This window comes from Flaviramulus sp. BrNp1-15, assembly GCF_022259695.1.
GTDB lineage: Bacteria > Bacteroidota > Bacteroidia > Flavobacteriales > Flavobacteriaceae > BrNp1-15.
On record NZ_CP092099.1, the window covers coordinates 797,669 to 815,297 of the forward strand.

18 protein-coding genes are annotated in these 17,629 nt (G+C 32.9%); 5 read left to right on the forward strand and 13 right to left on the reverse strand.

Annotated elements, in window-relative coordinates; translation table 11 throughout:
* Window positions 1–41 precede the first annotated feature (41 nt).
* Both MBM09_RS03520 and MBM09_RS03525 read left to right on the forward strand, forming a co-directional pair.
* Window positions 42–1,178, forward strand: a complete 1,137-nt coding sequence (locus MBM09_RS03520) for an Mrp/NBP35 family ATP-binding protein (protein WP_238675474.1) — start codon at window positions 42–44, stop codon at window positions 1,176–1,178.
* A 3-nt stretch (window positions 1,179–1,181) separates the two neighbouring features.
* Window positions 1,182–1,421 (forward strand): NifU family protein, encoded by a 240-nt coding sequence (locus MBM09_RS03525; protein WP_238675475.1) that lies wholly within the window; start codon window positions 1,182–1,184, stop codon window positions 1,419–1,421.
* A 3-nt stretch (window positions 1,422–1,424) separates the two neighbouring features.
* On the opposite strand, the gene MBM09_RS03530 is transcribed toward MBM09_RS03525, so the two are convergent.
* The 3 genes from MBM09_RS03530 to MBM09_RS03540 form a co-directional block, all read right to left on the reverse strand.
* Window positions 1,425–1,799: a HEPN domain-containing protein gene (locus MBM09_RS03530; protein ID WP_238675476.1), complete on the reverse strand. Its 375-nt coding sequence runs from the start codon at window positions 1,797–1,799 to the stop codon at window positions 1,425–1,427.
* Window positions 1,800–1,895: 96 nt separating this feature from the next.
* The gene (gene nifJ / locus MBM09_RS03535; RefSeq protein WP_370569718.1) at window positions 1,896–5,426 is read right to left on the reverse strand and encodes a pyruvate:ferredoxin (flavodoxin) oxidoreductase; all 3,531 of its coding nucleotides are present in this window, start codon (window positions 5,424–5,426) and stop codon (window positions 1,896–1,898) included.
* Window positions 5,427–5,517: 91 nt separating this feature from the next.
* A complete protein-coding gene (locus MBM09_RS03540; protein ID WP_238675478.1) occupies window positions 5,518–5,868 on the reverse strand; it encodes a 4Fe-4S dicluster domain-containing protein in 351 nt (116 codons plus the stop codon).
* A gap of 152 nt (window positions 5,869–6,020) precedes the next feature.
* Here MBM09_RS03540 and MBM09_RS03545 point away from each other — a divergent pair, with 152 nt between their 5' ends.
* Window positions 6,021–7,877, forward strand: coding sequence for a 2-oxoacid:acceptor oxidoreductase subunit alpha (locus MBM09_RS03545; RefSeq protein WP_238675479.1), 1,857 nt, complete (start codon window positions 6,021–6,023; stop codon window positions 7,875–7,877).
* A 2-nt stretch (window positions 7,878–7,879) separates the two neighbouring features.
* Window positions 7,880–8,893: a 2-oxoacid:ferredoxin oxidoreductase subunit beta gene (locus tag MBM09_RS03550; RefSeq protein ID WP_238675480.1), complete on the forward strand. Its 1,014-nt coding sequence runs from the start codon at window positions 7,880–7,882 to the stop codon at window positions 8,891–8,893.
* Window positions 8,894–8,966: 73 nt separating this feature from the next.
* Here MBM09_RS03550 and MBM09_RS03555 read toward each other — a convergent pair whose 3' ends face one another.
* From MBM09_RS03555 to MBM09_RS03590, 8 genes are all read right to left on the reverse strand, one after another.
* Window positions 8,967–9,722: a serine protease gene (locus MBM09_RS03555; protein ID WP_238675481.1), complete on the reverse strand. Its 756-nt coding sequence runs from the start codon at window positions 9,720–9,722 to the stop codon at window positions 8,967–8,969.
* Window positions 9,723–9,800: 78 nt separating this feature from the next.
* Window positions 9,801–10,376: an electron transport complex protein RnfA gene (locus MBM09_RS03560; RefSeq protein ID WP_238675482.1), complete on the reverse strand. Its 576-nt coding sequence runs from the start codon at window positions 10,374–10,376 to the stop codon at window positions 9,801–9,803.
* Window positions 10,377–10,384: 8 nt separating this feature from the next.
* Window positions 10,385–10,984, reverse strand: a complete 600-nt coding sequence (locus MBM09_RS03565; RefSeq protein WP_238675483.1) for an RnfABCDGE type electron transport complex subunit E — start codon at window positions 10,982–10,984, stop codon at window positions 10,385–10,387.
* A gap of 5 nt (window positions 10,985–10,989) precedes the next feature.
* The gene (locus MBM09_RS03570) at window positions 10,990–11,586 is read right to left on the reverse strand and encodes an RnfABCDGE type electron transport complex subunit G (protein WP_238675484.1); all 597 of its coding nucleotides are present in this window, start codon (window positions 11,584–11,586) and stop codon (window positions 10,990–10,992) included.
* Between the two features lie 2 nt (window positions 11,587–11,588).
* The gene (locus MBM09_RS03575; RefSeq protein ID WP_238675485.1) at window positions 11,589–12,599 is read right to left on the reverse strand and encodes an RnfABCDGE type electron transport complex subunit D; all 1,011 of its coding nucleotides are present in this window, start codon (window positions 12,597–12,599) and stop codon (window positions 11,589–11,591) included.
* Window positions 12,600–12,601: 2 nt separating this feature from the next.
* Window positions 12,602–13,930, reverse strand: a complete 1,329-nt coding sequence (rsxC, locus tag MBM09_RS03580; protein WP_238675486.1) for an electron transport complex subunit RsxC — start codon at window positions 13,928–13,930, stop codon at window positions 12,602–12,604.
* On the reverse strand, window positions 13,923–14,813 hold the full coding sequence (locus tag MBM09_RS03585; protein ID WP_238675487.1) for a Fe-S cluster domain-containing protein: 891 nt from the start codon (window positions 14,811–14,813) through the stop codon (window positions 13,923–13,925). Before MBM09_RS03585 ends, rsxC begins: the two co-directional genes overlap by 8 nt.
* Window positions 14,814–14,820: 7 nt before the next feature.
* Window positions 14,821–15,249, reverse strand: coding sequence for a SoxR reducing system RseC family protein (locus MBM09_RS03590; RefSeq protein ID WP_238675488.1), 429 nt, complete (start codon window positions 15,247–15,249; stop codon window positions 14,821–14,823).
* Window positions 15,250–15,482: 233 nt separating this feature from the next.
* Between MBM09_RS03590 and MBM09_RS03595 the strand changes: the two genes are divergently transcribed.
* Window positions 15,483–15,812 carry a 2Fe-2S iron-sulfur cluster-binding protein gene (locus tag MBM09_RS03595; protein ID WP_238675489.1) on the forward strand — a complete coding sequence of 110 codons (330 nt, stop codon included), beginning with the start codon at window positions 15,483–15,485 and terminating at the stop codon, window positions 15,810–15,812.
* 18 nt (window positions 15,813–15,830) lie between these two features.
* Here MBM09_RS03595 and MBM09_RS03600 read toward each other — a convergent pair whose 3' ends face one another.
* Both MBM09_RS03600 and MBM09_RS03605 read right to left on the reverse strand, forming a co-directional pair.
* Window positions 15,831–16,730 carry a metallophosphoesterase family protein gene (locus MBM09_RS03600; RefSeq protein ID WP_238675490.1) on the reverse strand — a complete coding sequence of 300 codons (900 nt, stop codon included), beginning with the start codon at window positions 16,728–16,730 and terminating at the stop codon, window positions 15,831–15,833.
* 69 nt (window positions 16,731–16,799) lie between these two features.
* Entirely contained in the window at window positions 16,800–17,588 is a 789-nt protein-coding gene (locus tag MBM09_RS03605; protein ID WP_238675491.1) for an SGNH/GDSL hydrolase family protein, read from the reverse strand.
* Between the last annotated feature and the right edge of the window lie 41 nt (window positions 17,589–17,629).

Here is a 17,629-nt window from a genome sequence, read left to right on the forward strand (position 1 = left end):
CATAATTAGTTATCTTTGTAGTTTAGAATTAATCTGAATAAATGAAGCTTAATAAACAAGATATATTAAAGGCATTAGAGTCTATTACAGTTCCAGGTGAAGGACAAAACATGGTAGAAAGTGGAGCGGTTAAAAACGTTATAACTTTTGGTGATGAGGTTATTGTAGATATCACGATAAACAACCCTAGTTTACAGGCTAAAAAACGTACTGAAGTAGATATCCTTAAAACTATACATGAGCAAGTTTACGAAAAAGCAAAAATAACTGTAAATGTAAAAGTTGATGCTCCTGCAAAACCAAAAGCTAATGTTATAAAAGGAAATCCAATTCCGGGTATTCAAAATATAGTTGCTGTTGCGTCTGGTAAAGGTGGCGTTGGTAAATCTACAGTTACAGCAAATTTAGCAGTTACTTTATCTAAAATGGGTTTTAAAGTTGGGGTTTTAGATGCCGATATTTATGGACCATCTATTCCTATAATGTTTGATGTAGAAGCCGAAAAACCATTAGCTGTTAATGTTGGTGGAAAATCTAAAATGAAGCCTGTTGAGAATTACGGAGTAAAAATATTATCTATTGGGTTTTTTACGCAACCCAATCAAGCGGTGGTTTGGCGAGGACCAATGGCTGCAAAAGCTTTAAATCAAATGATTTTTGATGCACATTGGGGAGAGATTGATTTTCTGTTAATAGATTTACCACCAGGAACCGGAGATATTCATTTAAGTATCATGCAATCCTTACCAATAACAGGTGCTGTTGTAGTTAGTACACCTCAAAATATAGCATTGGCTGATGCTAAAAAAGGGGTAGCTATGTTTCAACAAGAAAGCATAAATGTACCTGTTCTAGGAATTATTGAAAATATGGCGTACTTTACTCCTGCCGAATTACCAGATAATAAATACTATATATTTGGACAAGAAGGCGCAAAACATCTAGCTAAAGATTTACAAGTACCATTTTTAGGCGAATTACCCTTAGTACAAAGTATTAGAGAAGCTGGAGATGTTGGTAGACCTGCGGCATTACAAACAGCTACACCATTAGAGAAAGCATTTGATGAATTAACAAAAAATGTAGTGCAGGAGGTAGTAAGACGTAACGATGATTTACCACCAACTGAAGCAATTAAAATAACAACAATGGCAGGCTGTTCAGCAGTTAAAAAGTAATATATGACATCAGAAGAATTAAAAATTGAAGTAGAAAAAGCTTTAGAAGAAATTCGCCCGTTTTTACAAAGTGATGGTGGCGATATTTCATTATTATCTATTGAAGATGATAAATTGGTAAAAGTGCAATTAAAAGGAGCATGCGTAGGCTGTAGCGTCAATCAAATGACACTAAAATCTGGTGTAGAAATGACTATAAAAAAATATGCGCCTCAAATAGAGCAAGTTATAAATATTGACTAACTTTTAAATAATTTTTTCTCTTCTTAAAAAGGTGTCTAAACTATCAGCTATATCAAAGCAATTGTTAACTTTAGAAATCTCATTACAAAATCTACTATCTAAATTGTGAGCTTTACAATCAAAACCTGATAAGTTTACTTTTTTGAAATTTTTATTAATAGTTTTACATTGATCGTAAAGGCTGTCTATAGTTTCATATTCAGTGGGATTAACACCGTTTTTTAAAAGATAACCTTTTAAAAAATTTTCAATAGCATATTGCGAGTTTTTGCAAACTAAATATGTTACAACATCTTCTTCGGGTTTGAATAGCTCTTTGTTAGCCTGATTCAACTTTTGTGCAGCATTTAAAAAATACTTACTAGCTTCATTTTCCATAATAAATACATTTATTTGTTAATAATTCTAAGTATTATATATTCTCCATGCTATTAAATATAGCATGGAGAATTTTATAAATTATCAAAGATATGTTTACATATCTCTGTAGAGTTCTAATCGTTCCCATTTAGAATCTACTTCTTCCTGAGCTTGTTTAAGAAGTCTAGAGCCTAATTCGGCATCATCTTTAACAACTCTTGAGAAACGAGTTTCCATATACATGAAATCTTCAAGTGGCGCAGATGGAGCTTTAGAGTCTAATCTAAATTTTTTGCCTTTTGGTTTAGAAGGATCAAATCTAAATAATGGCCAATACCCTGTTTCTACAGCTTTTTCTTGATGAATAGCACCATCTTTAAGATCATAACCATGTTCGCCACAATGCGAATAAGCAATAATTAATGATGGACCATCATAAGCCTCGGCCTCTTCAATAGCTTTTAATGTTTGGAGATCTTTTGCCCCAATAGCTACTTGAGCTACATATACATTTTCATAAGAAACAGCTTGTAATGCTAAACTTTTCTTGCTGGTACGTTTACCAGATACCGAGAATTTAGCACTTGCACCTAAAGGCGTTGCTTTAGAGGTTTGTCCGCCAGTATTAGAATAAACCTCGGTGTCTAGTACCATAATATTTATGTTTTCTCCAGAGGCCATAATGTGATCTACACCACCATAGCCAATATCATAAGCCCAACCATCTCCACCTAAAATCCATACAGATTTTTTACGTAAATATTCGGTAAGTTGAGAAAGCTTTTTAGCATTTTCATTATTAATACTTGCTAGTTTAACTTTTAATTTGTCAAGATTTTTGAAATTTTCAGCCTTTTCTGCTTCAGTTTTTTCAGGATTATTAAGAATGGCATCCACTAATTCTGTTCCAACTTCATTTTCAATTGATTTAAGTAAGTCTACAGCAATTTCCTGTTTCTTACTTAAAGCTAATTTCATACCTAAACCAAATTCAGCATTGTCTTCAAATAAAGAGTTTGCCCAAGCAGGACCTCTACCAAACTCATTGGTTGTATATGGTGTAGTTGGTAAATTACCTCCGTAAATAGATGAACAACCTGTTGCATTTGCTATTAAAATACTATCTCCATATAATTGAGTTAGTAACTTAATGTATGGTGTTTCTCCACAACCAGAACATGCTCCAGAGAATTCAAATAAAGGTTCTAGAAATTGTGAGCCTTTTACATTTGTGATTTGTAATTCTGTTCTATTGTAATCAGGTAAATCAATAAAGTAATCCCAGTTTACATCTTCTACAGCTTCAACTTTAAGCTTTTTGTGCATGTTTATAGCTTTAAAGTTTTCAACCTCCTTACTTACTGCCGGACAAACAGCAACACAAAGATCACAGCCTGTACAGTCTTGTGGAGATACTTGTAATACATAAGATTCTTCATCTTTATTAAAAGGTCTGCCTTTAGCTGGAACCGACTTTAATGAAGCGGGTGCATTAGCTAATTCGCTGTTATTTACAACTTTTGCTCGAATGGCAGCATGTGGGCAAATAGCAACACATTTATTACATTGCGTACATAAATCTATATCATCCCAAACTGGAACTGAATCTGCTATACCACTTTTTTCGTATTTGCTGGTTCCTGTTGGGAATGTACCATCAACAGGGAATGCACTTACTGGAAGTTCGTCTCCAAATCCGCCAAGGATTTTTTCTAATACCTCGGTAACAAATCCGTTTGGAGCATTATGCATTGCGGTTTGTAAAGATTTTTCGCTAGTAATTTCTTTTGGATAATCTACTTTTTCAAGATTTGCCAATGCATTATCAACAGCAGTAAAATTCATTTTTACTATTTTTTCTCCTTTATGAGAGTAAGACTTCACAATAGCATCCTTAATTCTTTGAATAGCTTCTTCTTTTGGTAAAACACCTGAAATTGCAAAGAAACAGGTTTGTAATACAGTGTTTGTTCGTTTACCAAGATTAGATTCTTCGGCTACTTTACTAGCATCAACAATGTAGAAATTAGCTTCTTTCTCAATAATGTCTTGTTGTAATTTTTTTGGTAAATGATTCCAAATTTCATCTTTAGAATATGGTGAATTTAATAAGAATGTTCCACCGTGTTTTAAGTCTGAAACCATGTTGTATTTTTCAATAAAATTGAATTGATGGCTTGCTATAAAATCGGCTTTATCAATTAAATATGTAGAATAGATTGGTTTTGGGCCAAAACGCAAGTGAGAAATGGTTTGGGCTCCGGCTTTTTTAGAATCGTATACAAAGTATCCTTGTACAAAGTTATCTGTTGTGTCTCCAATAATTTTAATGGAGTTTTTATTGGCTCCAACAGTACCATCAGACCCTAAACCATAAAACATACAGTTAATAGTATTGCTTTCTATTGTAAAAGTTTCATCAATTGGTAAGCTTGTGAATGTAACATCATCATTAATACCAACTGTGAAATGATTTTTAGGTTTATCGTCTAATAATTCGTCATAAACACCTTTAACCATTTGAGGCGTAAATTCTTTTGAAGATAATCCATAACGTCCGCCAACAACAATAGGCATTTCTCTATCACTTTCATTTAGTGCGGTAACTACATCAATGTATAAAGGTTCGCCAACACTTCCAGGTTCTTTTGTTCTATCAAGAACTGCAATTTTCTTAACGGTTTTAGGTAACTCATTAACAAAGTGTTTAATTGAGAATGGTCTAAACAAGCGAACAAATAATACACCTACTTTTTCGCCATTATTTACCATAGCCTCAACAGTTTCTCTAGCTGCGCCCTCGCCAGAACCCATTAAAATAATAACACGTTCTGCTTCAGGATGACCTTCATAATAGAATAAACTGTATCTGCGGCCAGTATGTTCGTAGAATTCATTCATTGTTGTTTCAACAATGCCTGGTACTTTTTCATAAAATTTATTCGCTGCTTCTCTAGCTTGGAAGAATACATCTGGATTTTGCGAAGTACCTCTTATTACAGGGTGATCTGGGTCAAGCGAACGTTTTTTATGTTCTAAAACCTTGTCTTCTGGCATCATTGCTTTAATGACTTCATCAGGAATTGAATCAATTTTAGAAATCTCGTGAGAGGTTCTAAATCCGTCAAAAATATTTAAGAAAGGTACTCTAGATTTTAATGTTGCCACTTGGGCAATTAATGCTAAATCATGAGCTTCTTGAACAGATCCCCCAAATAGCATAGAAAATCCTGTTTGTCTTGCAGCCATAACGTCGGAATGGTCGCCAAAAATAGATAGTGCATGTGTAGCAACTGTTCTAGCTGCAACATGTATTACAGATGGTAATAATTCACCAGCCATTTTATACATGTTTGGAATCATTAATAGTAACCCTTGAGACGCTGTAAAAGTTGTAGTTAGGGCACCAGCTTGTAAAGATCCATGAACTGCACCAGCAGCACCACCTTCACTTTGCATTTCTACAATTCTAGGAATATTATTCCAAATATTTTTTTGCCCTTTTGAGCTGTACACATCTACATGTTCGCCCATGGGCGATGCAGGTGTAATGGGGTATATGGCACATACCTCGTTAGTTTTATGTGCAACTCTGGCTACTGCTTCATTGGCATCACTAATTAGTTTTGGAAATTTTTTCATCATCATTTTATATTAAAACTACCTAATCTAAAAATTAATGAAGGCAGTAAGTTTTTAGTATACTTTTATAAAATAACTTGGTTTAACATGGGGTTTATTCAGCATGTAACCAAGCTTTTTTCTCTAATAATTCTTCTTCTGTTTCTACATGATTTTCGTCAGTAATGCAACAATCTACTGGACATACCGATGCACATTGAGGTTCGTCATGAAAACCTTTACACTCTGTACATTTGTCTGGAACTATGTAATAGAATTCATCTGAGATAGGATCATTTTGTGCATCTGCATCAACTTCTTCACCACTAGGAGATGTTACCATTCCGCTTAAAGCGGTTTCATCAGAATAAGACCATTCTTGGTCTGGTTCATAAATTGCATTGTTTGGGCATTCAACAATACAAGCATCACAATTGATGCATTCGTCTGTTATTATGATAGCCATAATTTCTTTATTTTTAAGATAATAATGATTAAAATTAAAGCTTCTTATGTGTTTTTAATATGATAAAAATCATATTACATTTCAAAAACAGAAATTATATTTGGAAATGATAGTGTCAACTGGTGACACTAATAATTTATTTCTAAATAGTTATGATTGCTGAAAAAAAGAAAGTACAGCCAGAAGTTTTAGAAGCAGTTGTTATAAGATTTGTAGGGGACTCTGGAGATGGAATGCAGTTAACAGGAACTCAGTTTTCTGATACTTCTGCAATGTTTGGAAATGATGTTGCAACGTTTCCAAATTATCCTTCAGAAATTAGAGCGCCACAGGGAAGTTTATATGGGGTTTCTGGTTTTCAAGTTCATATAGGTAGTGTAGAGATTAGTACACCTGGAGATGAAGTTGATTTATTGGTAGCCATGAATCCTGCTGGCTTAAAAACTAATCTTTATGCGGTAAAACCGGGGCATACTATTATTGTTGATACAGATTCATTTACCAAAAAGAATTTGGATAAAGCTCAATATGATATAAACCCTCTTGAAGATGGAAGTCTTGATAATTATAGAGTTATTGAAGTATCCATTACCTCACTTACAAAAGAGGCATTAAAAGATGTAGAAGGTTTAGATAATAAAAGTATAACACGAAGCAAAAACATGTTTGCTTTAGGGATGGTTTATTGGATGTATCATCGTTCTACAGAACATACAATTGATTTTTTTAATAAGAAATTTGCTGCTCAACCTCATTTAATAGAATCGAATACAAAAGTTTTAAATGCAGGTTTTTATTTTGCAGAAACCTTAGAGTTAATTCCAAATTCATATACAATTTCACCTGCTAAAATGGAGTCTGGTACCTACAGAATTATTGGTGGTAATACAGCTACAGCTTGGGGTTTTTTGGCAGCAGCAGAAAAATCTGGTATAGAATTATTTTTAGGTTCATATCCAATAACACCAGCAACAGATATATTACATGAACTGGTTAAACATAAACATTTTGGTGTAAAAGCTTTTCAGGCTGAAGATGAGATTGCTGGTATTACCTCGGCAATAGGAGCATCTTTTGCTGGAGATTTAGCAATTACAACTACTTCTGGCCCTGGTTTAGCTTTAAAAGGAGAAGCTTTAGGATTAGCTATGATGGTAGAGTTGCCTTTGGTTGTTGTAAACGTTCAACGCGGAGGTCCTTCAACAGGATTACCAACTAAAACAGAACAATCAGATTTGTTGCAGGCTATGTATGGAAGAAATGGTGAAAGCCCAGTAATAGTTATTGCTGCTAGTACACCTTCAAATTGTTTTAATTATGCTTATCAAGCTGCTAAATTGGCTTTAGAGCATATGACTCCTGTAATATTGTTAACAGATGGTTATATCGCTAATGGATCTGAGCCATGGAAAATCAAGTCGGTTGCTGAAATGCCTGAAATTAAAAACAATAGAATTGTTGAAGCTAAAGATAATTGGCATCCTTATGATAGAGATGAAAAAACATTAGCTCGTGATTGGGCAGTACCAGGAACATTTGGTTTAGAGCATAGAATAGGTGGTTTAGAGAAAGATAAAATAACAGGTAATGTGTCTTATGTTCCAGAAAACCATGAGTACATGACCAAAATTAGAGCAGAGAAAATAAAGCGTGTTGAAAATTATATACCCGATTTAACTACTGAATTTGCTGATGAAGGTGATTTATTAGTAATTGGTTGGGGCGGAACATATGGTAGTTTACATTCTGCAGTAAAACAACTAAATGAAGAAGGCTTTAAAAATATAGGGTTTACACATTTTAATTATATAAACCCACTTCCAAAAAACACAGAAGAGGTCTTGAATAAGTTTAAAAAGATTGTAGTTTGTGAATTAAACAACGGGCAATTTGTTCACATTTTAAAAATGAACTTTAACCGATGTGGTATGTTACAATTCAACAAAATTCAAGGATTACCTTTTGGGAATTCAGAGCTTGTAGAGAAGTTTAAACAATTATTAAAATAACTATGGAAACAACTGCTGTAAAAAAATATACGTTCAAGGATTTTGCAAGTAATCAGGAAGTGAGATGGTGTCCAGGTTGTGACGATTATGTTATTTTAAGATCTATGCAAAAAGCTTTACCAGAAATGGGTGTTAAAAAAGAAGATGTGGTCTTTATTTCGGGTATTGGTTGTTCTTCTCGTTTTCCTTATTATATGGATACTTATGGTATGCATGGTATTCATGGTAGAGCTCCTGCAATAGCTTCTGGAGTAAAATTGGCAAATCCAGATTTAAGTGTTTGGGTTATTACTGGTGATGGTGACTCTATGGCTATTGGAGGTAATCATTTTATTCATGTGTTACGAAGAAATATCGATTTGAATGTCATTCTTTTCAACAATGAAATTTATGGTTTAACGAAAGGTCAGTTTTCGCCAACATCTCTTGTTGGGCAAAAAACAAAATCCTCTCCATATGGTAATACACAACCCCCATTTTCACCAGGTGAATTAGCAATAGGAGCACAAGCGCGTTTCTTTGCTAGAATTGGAGGTAACACCCCAAAAGAAATGACGCAGATTTTTATTGATGCTGAAAAATTTAATGGCACTTCTTTAATTGAAATATTACAGAATTGTGTAATTTTTAATGATGGTTGCTATACAAAATATACAGATAAAGATGTTAGAGAAGATAAGCAGTTATATGTGGAGCACGGAAAACCTATGATTTTTGGTAAAAATAGAGATAAAGGTTTAGTGTTGAATAGCTTAAAATTAGAAGTGGTAACCATTGGTGAAAACGGAATTGAGCAAGAAGATTTATTGGTTCATAATGCTAAAGCAGAAGACCCTACATTACATCAAATGTTAGTTAGATTAGAATATCCACTTGTTACCGGTATTATAAGAAGTTTTGATGATGTTACTTTAGAAGAAAGAGAAGACGCTTTAACAAAAGAAGTAAAAGCTAAGTCAAAATTCAAAAAAACAGATGATCTATTCTTTTCAGGAGAAATTTATCAGGTTATTTAATTTAAGCTAAAGCAGTAAAATCTAAGGCTAATAAGCTTGCTGTTGTTAATTACACAAAGTATTAGCAGCTGCATTATTCATATTCAAGATTATATTTATCAAGTATTTTCTTTAAATAGTTAACACTACCAATAACTCCTAAGTTCCCTTCTTGTCCAGAAACAATTCCAACCAAATAACCATTTTTGTCAATTACAGGTGAGCCGCTTCTCCCTTGAGGTTGAGTTTCATTTTTTAAAGCTTTAATATAAAAATAATCCCCAAGGTTATCAATGCATTGAAGTTTAATTAATGCAGGTTCACTATTATCTTTCTGTTTAATTCCCCAGCCAACTGCATAAACTACTTCATTCTTTTTTACAGGTGTAAATCTAATCTTTAGAGGGTATAGCTCAGTGTTTATGTTCTCAATCTCAAAAATAATCCAATCTCGTACTTTGAGCGTGTTAAATTGACCAATGTTTTCGTTTGGATTTCTATTTATTAATCTCTTTATTGAAACTGACTTTTCCTTATTATTCTTTGGATATAAGTTCCAATATTTAAACTTGTCACTTAAATCAATATTTTTTAATCCAAGTTGATTTCCAAAAACCATAAATAAATGCTTACATGATGCTCCAATTGTATCAAATCCTGTATTTACTAAAAATGAGTTTGCAATATCTGTATAGGTCGTATCTGCAAAACTAATTTTATTTGTTAAAGCAAAATCGGGCCATTCAGAGACAGGTTTTTCAATCCACGGTTCTTTGGTTATTTTAGGTTCATTATTACAACCAAAGACCAATAATAAAAGAATGAATATTATTAATCCGTATTTTTTCATTGATTTAATTATTTAATATTCTTCTACTTACCCACTAGATAATCACCGATAATGCAGAATGTAAAATCACTTGTAATTTTAAACTAAAGCAGTAAAACCTAAAAAAGCTAAGGATAATAAGCCTGCTACCAATAAATTAATAGGAACGCCTTTCATGCCTTCGGGTATATTTGCAAGTTCTAACTGTTCTCTTATACTTGCAAAAACAATTAATGCTAAAGCAAATCCAATTGAATTTGATATAGCAAAGAATACAGCTTTAATTAAGCTGCTGTTTTCTAAACCTAAAGCTAAAATAGCTACGCCTAAAACAGCACAATTGGTTGTGATTAAAGGAAGGAACACACCCAAAGCTTGATATAGTGGTGGACTCACTTTTTTTAGAATAATTTCAACCATTTGCACTAAAGCTGCAATTACCAAAATAAAAGTGATGGTTCTTAAGTAATTTAATCCAGCTGGGATTAATACATATTCATGTAATAAATAGGTAACTGTGGTTGCAATAGTCATTACAAATAATACTGCTCCAGACATTCCTATAGATGTAGAAACTTTATTTGAAACTCCTAAAAAAGGACAAATTCCTAAAAATTGAGATAATACAATGTTGTTAACAAATACAGCAGCTATAAGTATAATTACATAATCCATATCTACATTTATTTAATGGTTAACCTATTAAATATTACTGCTAAATACGCAAGAGCTATAAATGCTCCAGGTGGTAATATAAATAGTATAAAAGTATTAGCGTTTTCAGAAACAAATTTTAATTCAAACAAACTCCCGTTTCCGAGTATCTCTCGTACACCACCTAAAACAGTTAAAGCCAAGATAAATCCTAATCCCATTCCTAAAGCATCAAGAATTGAAGATAGCAAGTTGTTTTTTGAAGCAAATGCTTCAGCTCTTCCTAATATTAAACAGTTAACTACTATAAGCGGAATAAAAATCCCTAATTGCTCATATAAAAATGGGATGAATGCTTCCAAAACCATTTCAACAATGGTAACAAAAGATGCTATAATTATAATGAAAGCTGGTATACGAACTTTGCTGGGTATTTGAGATTTAACCAACGATACCACAATGTTAGACATTAATAAAACAAATAAGGTTGCAACACCCATGCCCAAACCATTAAATGCAGATGAGGTAACACCTAATGTAGGACACATGCCTAAAAGCATCACAAAAATGGGATTTTCTTTAATAATTCCTTTTAAGAAATTTTGCTTTTGATTTATTGTTTCGGCCATCTTCCTTATGGTTTAGATTTAGTAATAGAATCCAAGTTTTTTAAAAATTCATCATAGGCCATTTTAGTAGATTCACTAAATGCTCGTGTAGTAATGGTTGCCCCAGTTAAGGCATCAACATCACCACCATCTTTTGTTACTTTTAAATTGAACTTAGAAGGGTTTTTATCTCTAAATTGTTTTAAAAACTTCTCATCTTTCATTTTTGTTCCAAGACCAGGTGTTTCTTTCTGCTCTAAAACTGCAATGTTTTGAATAGTCGCATCTGGCTTAAAACCTACCATAATTTTAATTAAACCACTAAAGCCTTTTTCAGAAGAACCAATGACTGCTGCTCCAACAAACTCCCCGTTTTTAAAAGCAGGATAAATTTCAATGCTGTCTTTAGCGAACTCAGACTTAACCATTTTGAAATCTTCTACAGGGTTGTTATCAAACTCTGGTAATACTAATTTTATGGCATTTATTTTTCTGTCTAATTTTGCTTTAGCCTTTGGTTCAATAGTAAGATCATTTACAAATCCTAAAGCGAATCCAGAAACAAGTGTTATCACTAAAAGAGAGACAACCATATTTATGAATGTTGATTCTTTCTTGCTCATAATTACACAATTTTAGCTTTTATCTTAGCTCCAAATCTTCGAGGTTTAAAATATTTATTAATCAATGGTACGAAGGCGTTCATTATTAAAATAGCAAAAGAAACTCCTTCGGGATAAGCTCCAAAAAGCCTTATCACAACTGTAATTACACCTATTCCAATTGCAAAAATCACCATGCCTTTTTTAGTCATTGGGCTTGTTACTAAATCGGTGGCCATATAAAATGCTCCTAAAATTGCTCCACCCGATAAAATATGTATTACTGGATTTGCATATTGTTCTGGATTTAAAAACCAGAAAACCCCTGTCATAATAGCCATAGTGACTAGCATAATAACCGGTATGTGCCATGAGATAACTTTCCTGATAATTAAGAACAACCCTCCAATTAGTAAAGCAACAGCAGACATTTCACCCAATGAGCCTCCTGTAAAACCTAGAAACATATTCATTGTAGATGGAATTTTTGTGCTAATTTCTGTCATGGTTTCTCCAAACATTAGCCCTTCTTTTATAACACCTAAAGAAGTGGCTCCTGTAACGGCATCAACAACCGTTGTGTTATTTTCAATGGCTGTTGGCCACATAGTCATTTGCACAGGAAATGACACGAGTAAAAATACACGACCCACTAGAGCTGGATTAAAAATGTTAAAACCTAAACCACCAAATGATAATTTAGCAACTCCAATAGCAACTAAACTTCCTGCAATAATCATCCATATTGGTAAGTTTGAAGGTAAATTGAATGCTAGTAAAACCCCTGTTATCAATGCAGAACCATCGGTTATTGTTACATCTGATTTTAAAAGGAACTTCTGAATTGCATATTCAAAAAGTATACAAGAAACTACCGCAACAGAAGTTACTATTAAAGCACTTATTCCAAAAACATAGATGGAAACTAAAAAAGCCGGAATTAATGCAATTATAACATCATACATGAGTTTTTTTGAAGTCCTATCTGAGTGAACATGTGGTGAAGCCGATACGATTATGGGTTGACTACTCATATTTAGTTTTTAGCGGTATTTAATTTTTTGACAATATTTTTTCCAAACCTGATATAATCCAGTAATGGACGATGCGAAGGACATACATAACTACAGGAACCACATTCAATGCAAGTCATAATATCTTCGAAAGCAGCTTTTTCATACATGCCTTTTTCAGATAAATTCATTAGAAGATGAGGTTCTAATCCCATTGGGCATACATCTACACATTCTCCACAACGGATGCAATTTTTAGGCTCACCTCTGCTAGCTTCATCTTCAGAAATCACTAAAATTCCAGAAGTTCCTTTTGTAACGGGAACATCAGTGTTTTTAATAGCTTTTCCCATCATAGGGCCGCCATTCACAATTTTTCGAGTGCCTTCTGGTAAACCACCAACTTCATTAACTAAGTCTGTAATTGGTGTGCCTATTTTTACCCAATAATTAGAAGGGTTTTCTAATTTTTTCCCGGTAACGGTAACTACGCGTTCTGTTAAAGGTTTGTTATGTTGAATGGCTTGGTAAATAGCATAAATAGTTCCAATATTATGTACAATAACACCAACATCTAATGGTAATCCGTTTTTAGGGACTTCTCTTTTTAGTAAAGCATGTACTAATTGCTTTTCACCACCTTGTGGATATTTAACTTTTAAAGCTGCGACTTTAATACCGTCTTCTTTTAAAGTGAGTTTTTTAAAAATATCTATAGCATCACGTTTATTATTTTCAATGCCAATGATAGCTTTGTCTATATGTAAAGCAAACATTAAAATTTTGATTCCAACAATTATTTCTTCAGCTTTTTCGAGCATTAAACGATGGTCTGCAGTAAGGTAAGGTTCGCATTCTACACCATTAATAATTAAGTGGTCTAATTTCGTACCTTCTTTAACGCTCAATTTAACATGAGATGGAAATGTAGCACCACCTAACCCCACAATTCCATAATCGTTTATTTTTTGTAAGATACTTTTAGAATCTAATTTTATTTCTTTTTTTAGAGGGTATTCAATGTCTTCAAAGTTAGATTCGTCTTTAGCATCAGTTCGAATTACAATACATTGTTTTTTATAGCCACTTGTATCAATAATTTTATCTAGTTTGGTGACTGTTCCGGCCACTGGAGAGTGAATATTAGAAGAAACAAATCCACCTGATTTTGCAATAACTTGTCCTATTTCCACCTTATCCTTTCTATCAACAATGATTTCTGCTGGAATACCTATATGTTGAGAAATTGGGACATACACTACTTTTGGTACAGGCATTTTTTTTATGCCTATAGATGATGTTATTTTATTTTCTGGAGGATGAATACCGCCTTTTGGAAATGTTTTAAGCATCAGTTTTTAAGTTTTCAGATTCAACATTTACTTCAACTTTAGGCTCTACTTTTTTTACTTTTTTTTGTGGAAAATTGGTTTCAATAATGGAGTGTGTAGGGCAAACATCAACACATTTTCTACATAATGTACAGAGAACGGGATCAATATATGCTAAGTTATTATCCATTGTAATAGCGTCTTTTGGACAAATATCATCACATTTAGAACAGCCAATACAGGCAACTTCACAAGCTTTTTTAGCAATACCTGCCTTATCTTCGTTTAAACAACCAACAAATATTTTTAAATCTCTTTTGTGTCTTGGGCGCATTTCAATAATGTCGCGTGGGCAAGCCTCAACGCATGCACCACATGATGTACACTTGTCAGAGATAATTACTGGTAAGCCTGTTTCCTCGTCCATATACATAGCATCAAACTTACATACTGCTACACAATCTCCATCACCTAAGCAACCATATTGACAATCGGTTTCTCCACTATAAATCATAGCAGAAATAGCGCAATTTCTTGGACCTTGGTATTCGGTTGTTTTAGGTCTTACATCACAACCACCTTGACAACGTAAAACAGCTAGAGTTGGATCTTTTTCAGCGACTTCTTTACCCAAAATTTCGGCGACTAGTTTCATGGCATCATTACCACCAACAGGACAAAATAAATCTGAAATATCTTCGGTTGTAACTAGTTTTTCGGCGAAAGCCTTACATCCTGGAGAGCCGCATCCACCACAATTGGCAGCAGGTAATATATCTTCAACTTCAGCTATTAAAGGGTCTTCGTATACATAGAATTTTTTAGAAACTACATATAGTACAATGGCAGCAATTGCTCCTAAGGAAACTAATAAAAGGACACTATATAATACTGAATCTGTCATATCCTTGTTAAATTTTAATAATTGAAATTTTAAAAGCTTTTTTTAATGAGTTTTTTAAGAAATAGAGTAATAGATAATAAGGAATAAGCACGCATAGTGACAATAATCCTGCTACCCATTCTTTTAAAAAACCAGATGCTATTATTAATGTTAAAAACATTAATATAAAAGGAAAAACATATGCCCAAAACATAGCTTTTAAACCCAATGTTTTTTTTAATACAACATTTACTTTTTCATTTAAATTAAATGAATCATTTAAATTTAGTACTTCAACTTCTTTTGTGTCTGAATCTGAAATCCCACATGTTGCTTTTGCACGACAGGATTCACAATGTATATTTTGTTCTAAACTAACAATAATGGTATCTCTGTTTATTTTTGAAATAGTGCCAGAGTGGATAAATGAGTCTTTATTTTTTTGTATTGAACTCATATGTAGTTCTATTTTACTTGAAAGATACCCTACGAAATTAATTAAATCATATAGGCAATTATATGACTTATGTCAGGTTTAATGTTATATGTTATTGAGGTTTTCAAAGTAAAATCATAAAAAAATGAGTATGTTATCAATAAAACTCTACTAATTTTGTTAAGTCTATTAAATTAGTAGGAATTATAGTTTTTTAAAACTTATTTGCTTATTTTTGCGCTTAAATTTTTTTAATGGTGGATATTAAAATCAAAATAACTGATAGAGAAGGAGTTGCGCATACGGTGTTGGCACCTACAGATATGGCAATGAACCTAATGGAAGTTGTAAAATCTTATGAGCTTGCACCAGAGGGAACTATTGGTATTTGTGGAGGAATGGTAATGTGTGCCTCTTGCCAATGTTATGTAACTAGTAATACAGAATTGCCAGAAATGAGTGACGATGAAGAAGCAATGCTTTCAGAAGCTTTTGATGTTAAAGATAACAGTCGTTTAGGTTGCCAAATACCTATGACGCCAGATATGGAAGGTTTAGAAGTTGAACTTGCTCCAGAAAGTTAGTTTCTCGGTATAATTGTTTTATACGGTTTTATAATCTATCAACTTTCGTGGTCCTTCTAAAAGTACTCTAACGATTTGTAAGGTACCATCATCTTTTGTTGAAATTTGCCATTTTATTAACGAAATAGCTCCATTTTCAATTTCAATACCTGTTATACTTCTTGGGTGAACACAACTACCATCATTAAAAAAAGCTATATCACCTGGTTCTGGAAAACGTGGTCGGTGAGTATGACCAACTATGGTAAGTAAATTGTTGTTTTCAGATATCCATTTTTTAGTTCTTCGCTCAACTTTAATAAGTTCTTTGTAGTTTTTAGCAGGACTTGTAGGGTCTGCAATTCCCATAACATTTAGAGGTTTCCAAAGAACACGAACCATAAATCGGCTCCATTTCCAAAATAAAAAATTCCACCAATCGGCTTGATGCCCATGTGTTAAAAATAGTTCCTGACCAGTCATACAATGTTTTAAAACAATGCCTTCGTGATATTTTATATTTGTAAGTAACTCTTCGTCTTTTCCTGTTTTTGGGTCGAAGTAAGTAGATAAATGCTTTTTGACATAATTCTCATCTCTATACACCATATCATGGTTTCCCCAAATCATGTGTAATTTGTTTTGTTCATGAAATTGTTTCATGAGCATGTAAACATTTTTGTGTGCATTTAAAATAGACTCAAACGACAGGTTTTCCCATAACTCATCGCCATCACCAAGTTCGCAATATTGAAAACCTTCGGCGAAATAGTGTTTTAAAGCATGAAAATAAATGTTTCGGTTATTGGCAAAATCATCTGCAAAACTATTATCGCCACGGTGACAATCGCTAAACAAAATGAATTTACTATCATCATCAAAATCAATAATTTTTGATTTATTGTATGCATTGTCTAGTCTTTTTTTGGATGAAAACATAAAGTAAATGTAAACAAAAAGCATTTCAAATAGAAACGCCTCTGCAAAGTTTTATATAAATATAATGGCTTAATCTTTTATCTTTTCTATAGCTAATGGTAAGATACGTTCAACAAACATACTATAAGCAAGTTTGGATGGGTGAAGTCCATCAGCAGCTACCAAATTAGTATTGTCTAGCCCCATTCTGGTAATATCTGTAATATATACATAGGTTATCTCATTTGTAGAACAATAATTTTCTGCAAAATTATTATAGTTGTCAATTTCGGTTGAAATCGCTGTATTGCCATTTCCAAATGGTGTGAAAGCATAGTCTGGAATAGAAACTACAATAACATTATTCTTATCACCTTTAGCTTTAGAAATTGCTGTGTTTACAAGTTGAGGAAATTCGCTTTCGTAAATTGAAAAGGGTTTGTTTTGATATTGATTGTTAACACCTATTAAAAGCGTTACTAAGTCGTATTCATCTTTAAGATCTTCTCTATCAATGGCATCAATTAAATTAGTAGTAGTCCAACCTGTGGTAGCAACTATTTTTAATTCAAATTGATTCTCACTATCAAAATTACTTACTAAACTATCCTTTAATTGTTCTGGAAAGCGGCAGTTAGCACATACACTTTGCCCTATAGTGTAGCTATCCCCTAATGATAAAATTTTATATGTGTTTTGTGATTCAGAATTATCATTATCGTCATCATCATTTTCTTCCTCAGAAGTTTCACTTTCATCGGTTGTCTCTGGTTCAGCTTCCTCTAGAATTTCTTCTTGTTCTTCAAGTATAGATGTTTCACTATTGCAATTCAAATAGAGAATACCACAACATAGTATTAAATATGTTATCTTTTTCATTTTTTGAGTAAAGATAAGAAATATTAACTTTTTAGATTTCT